We start from the raw sequence: 16200 nt of genomic DNA, 5'->3' as shown, positions 1-16200 counted from the left end.
GAAGAGGCGTACGTGACTGGCAACGGTCGGGTGCGAAGCCCTCTTGACAACGACGTTCCAACCTAAGCATCATAGGCGAAGAATGTCAAAGCTGACTGATATGAGTAACCTAAGTGAATCGCCGTACCATCGTGACTATGAATTAGCTCACGGATATTTATGGGCCATTCCAAAAGGCAAGCAGTCAGGATAGTACGCTGTTACATCGTGCTACACGGATGTCGCACTGCTGGTGGATAGGCGGAGTCTAAGTCGGTCGTCAGTTATTTGTGCGAAACTTGGTAAGCCCGTATCTCTCCCGTCAGCCAATAACCGATGGGTGGCCAATTGTAAGAGCGGCCGAATGAGGTGCGGGTAAAGGATTGTGGAGAAAGCGAATGCCATGGTGTAATGCCCTGGATAAAGGTTTCAACGTCACCCTACGCGAAAGCGGGCAGACTTCCACAGGGTAATTCTTTGTGAAACGAATTGTAGAACTTCAAGTATAAAGAAACAGCAAAGGAACAAGGCGCAAGCCGAGTGTGCATCTTCAGCCGGACGCAAAACCGTGTGGAAAGGAATAGACTTCGCACGATGCGAACGTAAGGTATCAATCGTTCACTGACTGCTATGTTCGGTATTAATGCAGACTGAATCCTTAATCATTTATCCAAACTCTTGAAATATCAAAGCCTGATTTAAGTGCAGATAACTGATAGAGTTTGGATAAATGGAAAGTTTGAATAAAATACATTATTATCAATTTCTACAGATATTTTTCCTTGCGCTCACACCCCACTGCATATTTGAGAAAACAGAATGATTTAACATACTATTTTTCATATCCAATCTTTTTTAATACTCCCCATGATAATACTCACTATAAAAAGTCCAATCGAATAATTTTACGCGGTGATAAATGAAATTAATAGAAAGCGATTACCTTTGAAGAAAAAGTCTGTAATTTGGTCAAGAGAAAAGTACAATAGGTCAAAACATGGATATTATAATTCGCTTTATTTGCACTACCATTTTAAATCTAATTGTATTAATCCTTATTATAAACTTTAATATCTGCACTATGAAGAGAAAAGTACTATTAAGCACATTGTTTCTAATACTACATTTCACTGTAGCATTAGCACAGCAAGTAACTATTTCAGGGCAAGTGTTGGATGAGAAGAGTGAACCTCTTATCGGTGCCACGATAAATATCGAAGGTACCACCAATGCAGTAATCACCGATTTAGAAGGAAAGTTCACGATAAAAGTACTTCCTTCTGAAAAACTGGTCATCAGTTATCTGGGATATAAGCCCAAAACTATCACTATCGGAAAGAACCGAAGATTTGATATCATTCTAGACCCTTCAGTCACAGAGATGGATGAGGTGGTTGTTGTAGGCTATGGTAGCCAGCGAAAAAGTGATATTGCAACCGCCGTTGCTTCTGTGAATATAAAAGATATTGTAAACAGTAGTTCTACGCAGACGTTGCAAGCACTACAAGGCAAAATCAGCGGAGTACAGATTATCCCCACAGACGGTTCATTGTCAAGCGGAATGACTTTCAGAATCAGAGGTGTCAACTCCGTCACAGGAGGAACCCAGCCTCTCTTCGTCATTGATGGTGTACCAATGCCTACTCAACAGATCACCAATGAAGATACCGAAACGGTAAACAATCCTCTGCTGGGACTGAATCCAAATGATATTGAATCCAATTTGAATTATTGGAATCCTCGTCCTATCAAAAAGGATAATCCATATTTGACCGTCCAAAGGAAGCTCTCTCCACAGACTGTGGAGGATTTCGCCAATAGACTGTTCATCTACCAGGTAGGAAAAAACAATCATATCGGCTTTCCATTCCGCAAACCCTCCCAGATGGAAATCCTTAACTTTGAAATGAGGAACTATTTTGCAGAGACCAATACCAATTATAAAGCCTTTGCCACGGGTGGTGACAAGGCACAAAGCTGTTGGATGGCCAATTTTGTTCCTTTTGACAAGGTTACAGACATATATCTCTTTGAATCCGCTATTGACGCAATGAGTTTCTACGAAATAAACCATTATACTAAAGAAACCACATGCGCATTCATAAGCACGGGGGGATATGTCACCAAATCCCAAATAGAGAATATAAGCCGTATATTCCCATCTGATAAGGTAAAGTGGAATTGTTGCTATGACAATGATGCCAGCGGTAATGGTTTTGACATCACCACAGCATATTATCTCAAAGGTGAGGAATGTAAAGCTTTTGCAAGGACCAACACTGGAGACACATATAAGACCATCTATTTAAGTTTCCCGGATGGAAACACACAGACCTTCAAAGAAGATGCATTTTCCTCCGGCGAGTATCTTAAACAACATGGTATAGACAATGTAAATATCATCAAACCTTCACGGTACAAAGATTGGAATGAGCTTCTTGTCTATTACAAAAGATTTGATTTGAACCTGGGTCCAGGAATGAAATTCATCCCGGCTATCGAAAAGACCATATCCCAACTGAATCTAAGAGGATATGAACAATTGGCCAATAGTATCAGTTCTTCCACAAAAGAACTGGTGGATTCTCTGCTTGAGCAAGCCAATTACTGCATTTCCGCACCTCTTGCCGAGAGCGGCGCTTATACTCTTATGGTAGACTGTAATATCTTCATGGGGCTGGACACGATGGTACCGGTACCAAGCAACTTATATGTTATAGAAAAGTGCACGCAAAAAAAGATATCGGCACATGCCATAAATGAATTTCTTAAAAAAGAATATATAAACATTTTTAGAGACATGAGTTCATCTGATTTCAAAAATTTTCTAGAGAAAGACATCCTAACTTATACAAAGGGTGCTGTAGAAAAGAATTTTGAGAAAGTGATATTGACTTTCGGATGGAGCCTTAAACCTTCAATTCTAAAAAAAAGAGTTTTGACTTAGAACATGGTATATAGCATAACAATACAGCATGATACCATAATAGTAGCTGTTTCAAGCAGACATGTTGTCACAATTCCTGCCAGGTTTAATGGAATGATTCTCGGGCTTTGGAACTTGATACAGATTTTCGTTGCCTACTGTAATGAGAATCCGAATTGGGTGAGTAATGTCCGGTCACTGTGGGGTGACCGATTCAAATAGGGACAGGTATGGAACGGATGCCTATTCATGCCCCTATTATAGCTGACACATGGACTTTTATACATTCTTGCACTTTTTAAGTGGGTAAAAAAGTACTATTTGTATTTTATACAAAAAATTGTTTGCTTAATGAAATGGAACATACATTGCCAATGATATCTAATACCTATATATAGGTATTAGATGCGTTTTTATACCCAAAAAATGGTATTTTTATAATCTTTTGTAATATCTAATTTTGCGTCCTAAAATAGATCTTTTATCGAAGAGAGATACAGTTTCCTTATATTTGAACTGGGGCTTCTGTAAAGTGCGATAAATATGAGGCTGGAACGGAGCTATCAGAAGAATTTTGGAGAAAATCCGTTTTTTAACTTAGTTAGATCTATCAATGAAAATATAAGTATTTATCTGCGTTGTATTAAGATATAGCATATCAGAACTACAACCATCCCGTTTTTTATTTAGATTTGCAGTTTGCTTTTAATCACTCAAGATCCGTATTACTATGTATGGAACTTAAATAAAGTACTAATATATATTGGATTTTCCTAAATATAATGCAGTTGCTATATTGTTAGACAACAGACGGTTGAGGTCTGTGAGATTATGCAACGGCACCAACAAAAACAACATGTATTTTTAATAATTTTAGTTTTGTTACACACAATGGTTTGTTTTAATTTAAAATTTATATATAATTTTGCATTATTAATAAATATGATGTTACTTATGAAAAAAGGTATTTTGGGGTGTAATATTATATACTTGTTTATACTTATTTGCATAGGAATTGCCCTCCCTATCAAATCGCAAAACAATTACAAAGTAAAACTTACAGGCACTGTTTATGAGTACGACCACAACAACAAGCGTTTGCCTTTAGAATTTGCAGCTGTGTCTATTCCTGAAATTGCACTAGGGACAACCTCTGATGAAAATGGTAGATACATACTGGAAAACGTACCTACTGGTAAAATTCGTATGCAAATTCAATATTTGGGCAAAGTCTCCATTGACACCTTAATAAATGTAAATAAGGATTTGGTTCTTAATTTTACAATGAGGAATGAGGATTTTAAGTTGAAAGAAGTTACAGTAACTGCAACCAACAGCCGTTCAGGCAAATCCACATCTTCTCACATTTCCCGCTCTGCTATGGACCATATGCAAGCGACCAGTTTATATGATGTAATGTCATTGATGCCAGGTGGAATTTCACAGAATCAAGATATGAGTTCGGCACAACAGATTAACATCCGTCAAGTTTCCAGTTCCAGTGGTCCGGAAGCTCCGATGAATGCTATGGGCACCGCAATAATTCGTGATGGTGCCCCCATCTCAAATAATGCTAATCTATCTGCGATGAGCCCTACGGTATTAAGTGGTACGGAAACACCCGCTTCATTGGCCGGAGGTGCCTCGCCGGCTGGTGGAACCGATGTTCGTAGTATTTCTACTGAAAATATAGAGTCTATACAAATCGTTCGTGGTATCCCTTCTGTTGAATATGGTGATCTGACCTCAGGAGCAGTAATTATTAATACAAAAGCTGGTCGTGAGCCGCTACGTGTCAAAGCAAAAGCCAATCCCAATATCTATCAGGTGTCTATGGGAACCGGTTTTGAACTTGGAAAAAAGAAAGGCGCTTTAAATGTAAGTGCAGATTATGCTTATAATACGAATAATCCAATATCCAGTTACCAGCACTATCAGCGTGCCACAACAAAGTTGCTCTATTCAAATACTTTCTTTAATAATAAGTTACGTACCAATTCCAGCTTTGATTTTATTTATGGTAAGGATCAACGTGAACGTAATCCTGATGATGAACAAACTAAAACAGCTTCGGAAGGCCGCGATATAGGTTTTACTTTGAATACCAATGGTACATGGAATATAAATAAGGGCTGGTTAAAAACACTACGCTATGTATTGTCAGGTACGTATATGGATAAAGACAGTTATTATGAAACCGTATACAGTTCTGCTACATCTCCTTATTCCATGACCACTACAAACGGTGCGGTACTTAGTAACTTTGCAGGTCAGCATATCTATGATGCCAATGGTAATCAAATTACTAATTTTGGACCGGAAGACATAAATCATTATGCTGTTTATCTACCAAGCAGCTATTTGGGACACTATGAGATCGATAGTCGTGAAGTTAATTTGTTTGCTAAAGTGACGAGTTCTCTATTCAAGGCGAGCGGTCATGTAAACAACCGCATCTTGATTGGTGCGGATTTCCGGAGTGACGGTAACGTTGGTAAAGGAAAAACTTATGACCCAAGTACTCCTCCTTATCGTAGTCAATACGGTCATAATTCATCTTTCCGTCCACGTAACTATAAGGATATTCCTTTCATTAACCAATTTGGTGCATATGTGGAAGATAATTTCAAATGGTCCATAAGCGGTACGCATGATTTGAACATTCAGGCTGGTGTGCGTTATGATCATACCTCAGTAGTAGGAGGCATTTTCTCGCCACGTGTAAATGCATCCATTGATTTGATTCCGAATCTATTAAGTCTTCAGGGAGGTTACGGTATTGCTGCAAAGATGCCTTCTCTTCTCTATTTATATCCAGAAAATGCATATTTTGAATATATCAATATAAATGAGCTTACCAATGAAAATATTCCGGAAAGCCAGCGCTTGTTTATGACTACCACAGAAGTTCGGCAAGTAGATAACTCAGATTTGAAGATTGCCCAAAATCATAAAGCAGAAGTCGGTTTTAATTTACGAGTGGGTAAAACCAATCTGAATGTAATAGCTTATAAGGAGCGTCTGAAGGATGGTTATGTAATGAGCCAAACCTTCAACACCTTCAATACATTTATCTACAATGAATACCAGCGCACAGAAAACGGGATAGAGCTTAGTAGTAGCCTACCGGTATTGTCTACTTATGCAAAACCAACTAATAATTTAAATATAGAAACTAAAGGTTTAGAATTTGATTTGAATATCGGACGTATTGATGCTATCCGTACGGCCTTCCAAATAAATGGCTCATGGATGCGTACTAAGAGTTGGCGTCAGGGTTATAGCTTCTATGACAATAGCGAAGATGCTGCTTCAGCCCGTAAACCGGTGGCCATTTATTCTCAAGAAGGCAATGCAAGTTACAAACAACAATTTGTAACGACTTTACGTGCCACTCACAATATCCCGCGTATCGGTTTTGTTGTTACGATGACAGCACAAGCTATTTGGCAGCAGTCTAATTGGAATACATTTGGAAACGATTCTATACCTGTGGGCTATTTAGCATTGGAAGATGCGTCTGTAAATATGTTTCCCAAGGGGAAATATACCACTACCCAGCAAGTAAAGGATGCAGGATATGGATATATGTTGAATAATGTAAGTCATAATAATGCTATAAAAGAATCATACAGTCCTTATTTTTGTTTTAACTTGAATGTAACTAAAGAAATTAGCAATATGCTACGTGTTTCTTTCTTTGCCAACAATATGTTCAGAAGTTATCCGCGCAGAGAATCCAAACGTAATCCGGGTTCATATATTCAATTGAATAACCGATTTTTCTTTGGGCTGGAATTATCACTCACTTTATAATGTTTAGGAAGTTATGAAAAAATATTTAATATATTTGTTTACATTGGCAAGTACCCTTTTGATAGGATGCGATTCGTTCAGGGACATGTCTGGCACAGCAGAAGTGAATCCTATCACAGTGGATGTATATTTGGATATTACCGTTGAAAATATATCCACACTGAAAGATCTGACTGTAAAGTTCGACAATTACGATGAAGATTTACATTATGTAAAAGAAGTAACTGATAATAGTGTGAAAGTTGACGGAATTATCCCCGGAATTTATTCGGTAACAGTATCCGGTACAGCGATCGATACAGAAAACAATGAATACTACATCAATGGCAATTCTGTAAATGCGGCATTATTTAAGCATGGTAGCGCATTGAATATTGAAGTACAAGGGCTTAAAGTGAGCCCATTAATATTCAAGGAGATTTATTATTGCGGTAGCCGTCCGGAAAAAGGAGGAGTCTATTTCCGAGACCAGTTCTATGAGATATACAATAACTCTGCTGACATTTTGTATTTGGACGGTATTTATTTCGCAAATTTAACTCCGGGTACAGCTACCACTAAATTACCTATTTGGCCGGAAGCGGACGGTAATAATTATGCATATGGAGAACGTGTGTGGAAATTTCCAGGAAATGGAACCGAATATCCGTTAGCGCCAGGTGAATCTTGCATCATTTCTCAATTTGCCGCTAACCATCAGTTGGACATCTATAACCCTCAAAGTCCTATAGACGGCAGTAGTTCTGAGTTTGAGTTTAATATGAATAATCCAAACTTCCCTGACCAGGCAGCTTATGATATGCAACATGTTTTCTACCAAGGAAAAGCAGAGATGGGAAGTATACCACAATATTTGACATCCGTATTCGGAGGTGCTTATGTGATTTTTCGTGTTCCTGAAGGAGAAGCTTGGGATCCGGTCAACGATGAAAATATGAAGACAACAGATCTTAGCAAACCGAACAGCAATGTTTATTATGCAAAAATACCTATTAAATATGTATTGGATGCTGTTGAAGCAGTAAACAATGAGTCAAAGATGAATGCAAAACGTGTCCCCGGTGTACTTGATGCAGGTATTACTTGGGTAGGAGCTACTTATTGCGGTTTAGGTATTGCTCGCAAATTGTCCACAGACGAAGAAGGTAATCCTATTATTCGCGAAGAAACAGGTACATATATATATCAGGATACAAACAACAGTACGGATGACTTTGAACGTGGCGTTGTTCCTGTAATGCGTCGTAATGGAGCAAAAATGCCTTCATGGAATCACACATTGTAATAATTAACTAAAAAGACAGAACAATGAAAAAACAATATATGAACTATATGAAAAGCTGCCTGCTGGTAATGATAGCCTGCCTTGTAAGTATGGTGGGAGCGGCACAGGGCTTCTCTCCCGCCGCTATGGAACAATTGAAAACAAGACGACTATGGTCTCATTCACAGAATGCTGCCGGTATGCCATTCGATGATATTCAGAATTATTCGAATGTTATATTGGGATATGACTTACAGGACGGAAACTATTGCCGTCCGCAAGAGGGGCAGAAAGAGGCTATCGTAGGTGTATCCAGTGAAGGCTTTATCAATCTGAAAAATGCATATGTGTGGGGAGCATTTAATTTTGCACAAAAAAATCTGACAGATGCCGGATATAACGCCTCCATTGCCGATCCATTCAGGGGAATGCCTTACTATGTCGCAGACCAGCACTTAAGCAAATGGAGAAATCAATATTACGATCTGAAGTTTCGTGCAGCTACTCCTTTACTTGGTAATCATTGGGCATTGGGGTTGGAAGGTAATTATGTAGCTACATTAGCTGCCAAACAGCGCGACCCGCGTGTGGATACCCGTTTTTATACGCTGGGACTGACGCCGGGGATTACTTACAAGTTGAATAATTCACACAAGTTTGGTGCAAGTTTCAAGTATAGTTCTATCAAGGAAGACTCAAGAATGAGTAATGTCAACTCTTATGTGGATCAGGACTATTATATATTATACGGTTTGGGAACAGCCATAAAAGGAATAGGCAGCGGTGTAACCAGCAATTATATTGGAGACCGTTTCGGTGGAGCTCTCCAGTACAACTTCAGTATGCCCTCTTTCAATTTACTGCTTGAGGGCAGTTACGATGTAAAAGCGGAAACTGTTCAGCAGAGCTATACGACTCCTAAAAAAATAGCCGGTGTAAAAGATAAAACTGCTCATGTTTCTTTAACGATGATTCAGGAAGGAAAGGACTATACCAATTATATGAGAACCACATATACAAATCGTAACATCGATGGTATTCAGTATATTTCTCAACGCGATAACTCTGAATCACAAAGTGGCTGGGTGGAATTATATAATAACATCCGTTCTACGTACAAGGCACAAACCGCTTCTCTTAATTATGCATTAAGCAGAAACCGCGGGAATGAATATAGTTGGAAAGCAGAATTAAATGTGAATTATACCAAGCAAGACGATGAATATTTAATGCCTAATTCTGTACAGAATGCAGAAAATTTATCTTTAGGCTTAGGTGGCAAAAAAAATTTTGTTTTAGGCAATAGTTTGAATCGCAGGCTTTTAATAGATGTTCATGTTGCGTATAACAATAATCTGGGAGGTGAATATGTATATGGTGGCAGCCATGCAGACTATCCAACTGTAACCGAATTACAACAAGGGCTGACTAATTATTATACCTGTGATTACTATCGTATTGGCGGGTCGATAACGTATTCGCAACAAGTCAGAGAAAACAGACGTATGAACTTATTTGCAAAAGTTGTATTCGATCGTGTAAATACCTCTGACTATGATTATGATGGGCGTACTCATTTATCGATAAGTTTAGGATGTAATTTTTAATGCTACATAACGAAATCTATATTACAAAACATGCGTAAATTAATAACTGGAAGTTTGATGCTCTGCAGCATATTATCTCTGCGGGCACAGACATTTGTTAAACCGGCTGTGAAAGTAAAGGACACCTCTTTTGCTGTAATTACAGATAAAGGGACATTTCAGGCTTGTGAAGCCGAGCTTAAAGCCTATCAGGAGATTCTAGGAATGGAAGGGTTGCCTACGTTCATCGTATACAATGAATGGAATAAACCGGAAGATGTAAAGAAAGTTATTGTTAAGCTCTACAAAAAGGATAAATTGGAAGGAGTGGTATTTGTCGGTGATATCCCTATTCCAATGCTCCGCAAAGCCCAGCATATGACTTCCGCTTTTAAAATGGATGAGAAAAACAATGACTGGAGAGATTCTTCAGTGCCCAGCGACCGTTTCTACGATGATTTCGACCTACAATTCGATTTTTTGAAACAGGACAGTGTCGAAAATAATTTCTTCTATTATAATTTGGCTATAAAATCTCCACAGCAAATTCGGTGTGACATATATTCTGCACGTGTCAAAGCTGTTGATAACGGCGAAGAACCGCATGCGCAAATCAGCCGCTATTTTAAAAAAGTGGTGGCTGAGCACCAGATAAACAATAAATTAGACCAATTCTTCTCCTATACAGGTGATGGCTCTTACTCTAACTCATTGACTGCATGGACACCGGAAACCTTTACTATTCGCGAACAAATGCCGGGCGTATTCGATAAAGAGGGACGGGCCCGTTTCATCCGTTATAATTTCAGCGATTATCCCAAGGACGATGTCATTAATATGCTGAAACGCACAGATCTGGACTTGTCTATTTTTCATGAGCATGGTATGCCCGAACGTCAATATCTTTCCGGTAGTCCCGCTACTAATAGGTGGAATGCTCATGTAGATGCAATGAAGTACTATTATCGTGGTTTAGCGCGTAGAAAGCAAAACAACAAAAAGTCTTTCGACGAAATGCTGGATATGATGAAAAACACATACGGTTTGGACACTACTTGGATTGCAGGCTATGATGATCCCAAAGTAATTGCAGAAGATTCTTTACTAGACCTACGCACCGGTATTATCCTGTCGGAAGTTACAGAGTTTAAGCCTAATAGCCGTATGGTAATTTTCGATGCATGCTATAATGGTGATTTCCGGGAAAAAGATTACATTGCCGGACGTTATATCATGTCGGAAGGAAAATGCGTAACTACTTTTGCCAATTCAGTCAATGTACTGCAAGATAAAATGGCAAACGAGATGCTCGGCCTGTTAGGTATGGGAGCACGAGTGGGGCAATGGGCTAAATTGACGAATATTCTCGAATCGCACATTACCGGTGACCCTACTCTACGTTTTCAATCTATCAATGAGGTAGATGCCAATGCTTTGTTCAAAGAACCATATAGCGAGTCCCGCATGTTGGAGTTATTACAGTCGCCCTATGCCGACATACAGAATTTTGCTTTGCACAACCTTTATCGCAATGACTATCCGGGTATTTCTGATTTATTAAGAAAAACTTTTGAAACTTCCTCGTTCATGATGGTACGTTTCACCTGCTTGGCATTGCTTGAGAAGATTAGTGACAAAAACTTCCGGGAAGTCTTACACTTGGCCATTACGGATTCCTATGAATTTATTCGTCGCACCTCTGTTCGTATGATGCAACATGTGGGACTGAACGAGTATGTTTATCCGCAAATCAAAGCCTATGTAGAAGACAACCTATCCGAGCGTGTGGCATTTAATGTGAGTTTGGGGCTTCAAGTCTTTGATCAGGCAGCCGTACAGGCGGCAATTGATAAAGTAATGGCTGAGACCTATGTGTTGCAAGACAAGGAGGAGATGCGTAAGGTTTTGGAGAATGCCAATAATAGTCGTAGCATGCAAAAAGAGTTATTAAGCAAAGAAACTTCCGAACGTTGGCGCATCCTTTATTGCAATTCTCTGAAAAATCATATGGCACATGCCTGTGTAGACGGCCTCTTGGCTTTACTTACCGACTCCAGTGAAAGTGAAAAGCTAAAAACCTGTTTATTGGAGGCTTTTGCTTGGTTCACTCATTCTTATCGGAAGCCTGACATCCTTCGGGTATGCGATCAACTGAGAAAAGATAAGAGCTTATCCGAGAACCTTCGTGAAGAAGCCGACCGTACATATTACAGACTTAAAAATTAATTGGCCATGATTAAAAAAATAATATATCTGGCATTTCTTTTGCCATTGGCAGGAAATGCACAAACAACAGTCATAAAGCCATTGGTCAAACAACCTACCGCTTTTGCTATCATAACAGATAACCAAACTTATGCAAATACCAAAGATGCCATGCATCAGTACAAAACTGCGGTTGAAGATGATGGTTTGGCAACTTATCTGATCAGCGGTGACTGGCAAAATCCAGATCAAGTCAAACAGATAATCATCAAAACATATCAAGAATGCCCTTCATTGGAAGGTCTGGTTTTAATCGGCGATGTGCCTGTCGCATTGGTACGTAATGCGCAACACATGACTACTGCATTCAAAATGAATGAGAAAGCCTTTCCTTGGGATCAGTCTTCCGTACCTACCGACCGCTTTTATGATGATCTGAACTTAAAGTTTGAGTTCATCAGGCAAGACTCAGTAAATCATCAGCATTTCTACTACAAATTGACAGAAGACAGTCCCCAGCGGCTAAATCCTACTTTCTATTCAGCTCGTATCAAGTATCCGGAAAAAAAGGAAGGGGATAAATATGCGGCCATTGCCTCATATCTGAAGAAAGCTGCTGCTGCCAAGGCAGATAAGCATAATCAATTAGATCGGGTATTCTCATTCAATGGTGCTTCTTACAATTCCGATTGCCTGATTGTATGGATGGATGACGAAAAAGCTTATATGGAGAACTTTCCATTAGCTTTTGGTCGTCAAATGGGATTCAAACATTGGAACTTCCGAATGAAACACCCTATGAAATATAAGTTATTCAGCGAATTGCAACGAAAGGACCTTGACTTATTTATGTTTCATGAACATGGAATGCCAACAGGGCAGCTTATTAATGATGAATTGGCATGCACTGATTTCAATAATCGTTATAAAATGTTGAAGAGTACACTTTATAATGCAGTCATGTCCCATGTTGGAAAACGTGACAAAGACACCTTACGTATTCAGATGCAGGAAAAACGACAAGTGAATGAGGTGTTTTTTAAAGACCTGGACAATCCTAAGTTCTGGGAAGCAGACTCTCTTCACTACGCTGATGAACGTATCGTAACGGAAGATTTAATGAAGAGAAATCTTTCCACTAATCCGAAGATGATAATGTTTGATGCGTGCTACAACGGTTCTTTTCACGAAAACGACTATATAGCAGGACAATATATCTTTAATGACGGTCAGACATTAGTAGCACAAGGAAATACCCGTAACGTATTGCAAGACCGCTGGACTATTGAAATGATTGGTTTGTTGTCCCATGGTGTACGAGCCGGGCAATACAATAAGCTAATCGTATCACTTGAAGGTCATTTGTTTGGTGATCCCACTTTCCGTTTTGCTCCTATCGAAGCCAATACTTTAAGTACCGATATAACAATACACAAAGATGACAAAGCCTATTGGAAGAATTTGTTAAACAGCCCATACGCTGATGTACAAAGTTTGGCCATGCGTATGCTGGCTGACGCCGATACCCAAAAGGAATTATCTCCGTTGCTCCTGAAGAAGTACCGGGAAAGTGGCTTCAATACGGTTCGTATGGAAGCTATCAAGTTGTTGAGCCGTTATCAGGACGACAACTTCATCGAAGCATTACGCGAAGGTTTGAACGATACTTATGAAATGGTAGCTCGCCAAAGTGCCATTTATGCTGGATTTGTAGGTGACGATTCCTTATTGCCCGCTATTGTGGAAGCATTGGTCGAACATAATGAACGCTTACGCGTACAAATGAGTGCCAACAAGGCTTTAAGCCTTTATCCGAAAGAGAAAGTAGAAAAGACAATAGAAGACTTTTATGCAAAAGTTGACCGTTTGAATGAAAACGAAGAGAAAAAACGATTACTAAGAAGCCTGGAAAGAATGTTTGTACAAGAGGCAAAAGTCCATCAGACCTTGATGGATGTAGCTGCACCGGAAGCAAAACGTATCAGTGCAATCCGCAATGTGCGTAACTATACATTCCATTTCCACGTGGATGATTATTTGAATGTAATTCGTGATGCCGGTAATCCACAGGAAGTACGTGTAGTAATGGCCGAAGCATTAGGTTGGTTTACTAATTCTGTACAACGGCCACACATTCTTGAAGAAATAAAGAAGATGCAACAAACAGCCAATCTTCCGGAAGATTTAAAAGCAGAGCTTGAACAGACAATCAAAAGATTAAGTTTATAAATATGAAATACATCCTTTTGGCAATTACCGCTTTGTGCTTACAGGATATGCAGGCGCAAACAGTTGTACATCCTAGTATAAAAACAAAGACTACTTTTGCAATTGTAGTCGATCAGAAAAGTTATGATGAAGCGAAAAGTGAAATTGATGCTTATCGTACCAGTATAGAAAAAGAAGGTTTAGGTACTTACTTGCTAATTGATGATTGGAAAAGGCCCGAACCTATTCGTGAGCAACTTGTCAAATTGCATGAGAATGAGAAAACGCCTTTGGAGGGTTGCGTATTTATAGGTGACATCCCTATTCCAATGATTCGTGATGCACATCATCTATCTTCGGCTTTCAAAAGGTCTCCCAAAGCCAATTGGCAGAAATCAAGCGTTCCTTCCGACCGTTATTATGATGACTTCGGATTAAAATTTGATTATATTAAACAAGACAGTTTGATACCTGACTATCATTATATGACATTGCGTGCTGATTCTAAACAGTATATTTCACCGGATATTTATTCGGCCCGTATCCGTCCATTACATTTAGAAGGTGAGAACCGTTATCAGATGCTACGCGATTACTTAAAAAAGGCAGTTGCCGAAAAAGCAAAGCAAAATGCATTTGACCAACTGACTATGGCCCGTGGCCATGGTTACAATTCTGAAGATCCTTTGGCATGGAGCGGTGAGCAAATAGCCTTACGTGAGCAATTGCCGCAAATATTCAAATCGGGTAATACAGTGAAGTTCTATGATTTTAACATGCGCTATCCGATGAAACCATTATACTTGAACGAGATTCAGCGCGAAGGATTAGATGTCATGCTATTCCATCACCACGGTGGCCCCACCATGCAGTATATCAATGGCTATGAAAATGGTTCCGGTATTAATTTGAGTATTGAGAATGCCAAAATATTCTTGCGAAGCAAAGTGCCTTCATACGCCAAGAAACATGGGCGTGAAGCTGCTATCAAAGAATATGCCAAGCAGTATGGGGTGCCTGAAAGTTGGTGTGCGGAAGCTTTCGATGAGGAGAAAATAAAATCGGATTCCATTGTAAACCGTAATATGGATATCTATACTGAAGATATTCGTCTTTTGACTCCTAATGCGCGTTTTATATTGTTCGATGCTTGTTTCAACGGTTCTTTCCATTTGGATGACAACATTGTAGGCTCTTATATATTCAATAAGGGTAAGACCATTGCTACTATGGGATGTACGGTTAACACCATTCAAGATAAATGGCCGGATGAATTTCTCGGCTTGTTAGCTGCCGGTATGCGCATCGGGCAGTTCACTCGTTTTACCTGCTTCTTGGAAAATCATCTGATCGGTGACCCGACTTTTCACTTCACCAATAATGCCGGGCTGGATATGGACATCAACCAAGCTTTAGTTGCGCAGGAAGGAAATGTTACATTCTGGAAAAAACAGCTGAATTCCCCTATGGCTGACATGCAGGCAATGGCGCTCCGTCAATTGTCAATGGCAAATTATAGTGGTCTCGTTGAGTTGCTGAAGAAAAGTTACCACGAATCGAACTATTTCGTTGTGCGGTTGGAAGCATTACGCCTATTAGCTTTGAACTATCCGACAGAGGTTGCCGATGTATTGCAGACAGCCATGAACGACAGTTATGAACTGATCCGTCGTTATGCGGTGGAATACGTTGAAAAGAATTGCAATCCGGAATTGTTGCCGGCATGGATAGAAAGCTATTTATTACGCGGACATGAAAACCGCCATCGTTTCAGAATTTTTAGTGCTATCAACACGTTCGACCATGATATGGCTTTGAATGAATTGAAGAAACAGGCTGCCGATTGGTCTTTCTACGATTCTTCCTATGTGAATGAATTGTTAGAATACCTTCCTCGCCAAAAGAAAGGACTTGAAAGAGATTTTGCACTTATTGACAGTCCGGAAAGTACTACCAAACAGATACAAAGCGAAATAAGTAGGTTCCGAAATAAACCTATTGCTAAAGCTATTGAGCCATTACTGAACATTATAAAAAATGAAAGCCAAGAAGAAGAACTTCGCATATTGGCTGCTGAAACATTAGGCTGGTATAATTTATACTATAATAAAGCAGATATAATCAAAGAACTTAACACATTTAGAACTTCCAATCAAAAGCTAATGAACGAAGTTACCAAAACAATTAATAGGCTGAAAAGTCAAAATAGGTAGAAT

General features: G+C 39.3%; 6 protein-coding genes and 1 pseudogene. All 7 read left to right on the top strand.

The genetic code is table 11. The annotated features are described in order from the left end of the window. The first annotated feature begins 1060 nt into the window (after positions 1–1060). The 7 genes and pseudogenes from BSCG_RS25770 (at position 1061) to BSCG_RS25800 (ending at position 16197) form a co-directional block, all read left to right on the top strand. Positions 1061–2940 (top strand): annotated as a pseudogene (locus BSCG_RS25770) (carboxypeptidase-like regulatory domain-containing protein). A 910-nt stretch (positions 2941–3850) separates the two neighbouring features. Continuing rightward, positions 3851–6721, top strand: a complete 2871-nt coding sequence (locus tag BSCG_RS25775) for a TonB-dependent receptor (RefSeq protein ID WP_004311273.1) — start codon at positions 3851–3853, stop codon at positions 6719–6721. Between the two features lie 13 nt (positions 6722–6734). Further along, a complete protein-coding gene (locus BSCG_RS25780; RefSeq protein ID WP_004312956.1) occupies positions 6735–8006 on the top strand; it encodes a DUF4876 domain-containing protein in 1272 nt (423 codons plus the stop codon). A 23-nt stretch (positions 8007–8029) separates the two neighbouring features. Next, positions 8030–9592 carry a DUF6850 family outer membrane beta-barrel protein gene (locus BSCG_RS25785; RefSeq protein ID WP_004327091.1) on the top strand — a complete coding sequence of 521 codons (1563 nt, stop codon included), beginning with the start codon at positions 8030–8032 and terminating at the stop codon, positions 9590–9592. A 30-nt stretch (positions 9593–9622) separates the two neighbouring features. After that, a complete protein-coding gene (locus tag BSCG_RS25790; RefSeq protein ID WP_005651733.1) occupies positions 9623–11797 on the top strand; it encodes a HEAT repeat domain-containing protein in 2175 nt (724 codons plus the stop codon). Between the two features lie 6 nt (positions 11798–11803). Continuing rightward, on the top strand, positions 11804–14005 hold the full coding sequence (locus tag BSCG_RS25795; RefSeq protein WP_004311266.1) for a HEAT repeat domain-containing protein: 2202 nt from the start codon (positions 11804–11806) through the stop codon (positions 14003–14005). 2 nt (positions 14006–14007) lie between these two features. After that, the gene (locus BSCG_RS25800) at positions 14008–16197 is read left to right on the top strand and encodes a hypothetical protein (protein ID WP_008774662.1); all 2190 of its coding nucleotides are present in this window, start codon (positions 14008–14010) and stop codon (positions 16195–16197) included. Positions 16198–16200: the final 3 nt, after the last annotated feature.

The sequence above is a fragment of the Bacteroides sp. 2_2_4 genome (assembly GCF_000157055.1).
GTDB lineage: Bacteria > Bacteroidota > Bacteroidia > Bacteroidales > Bacteroidaceae > Bacteroides > Bacteroides ovatus.
The sequence above is the reverse complement of the archived record's forward strand: the minus strand, read 5'-3'. Positions and strand labels throughout refer to the sequence as shown.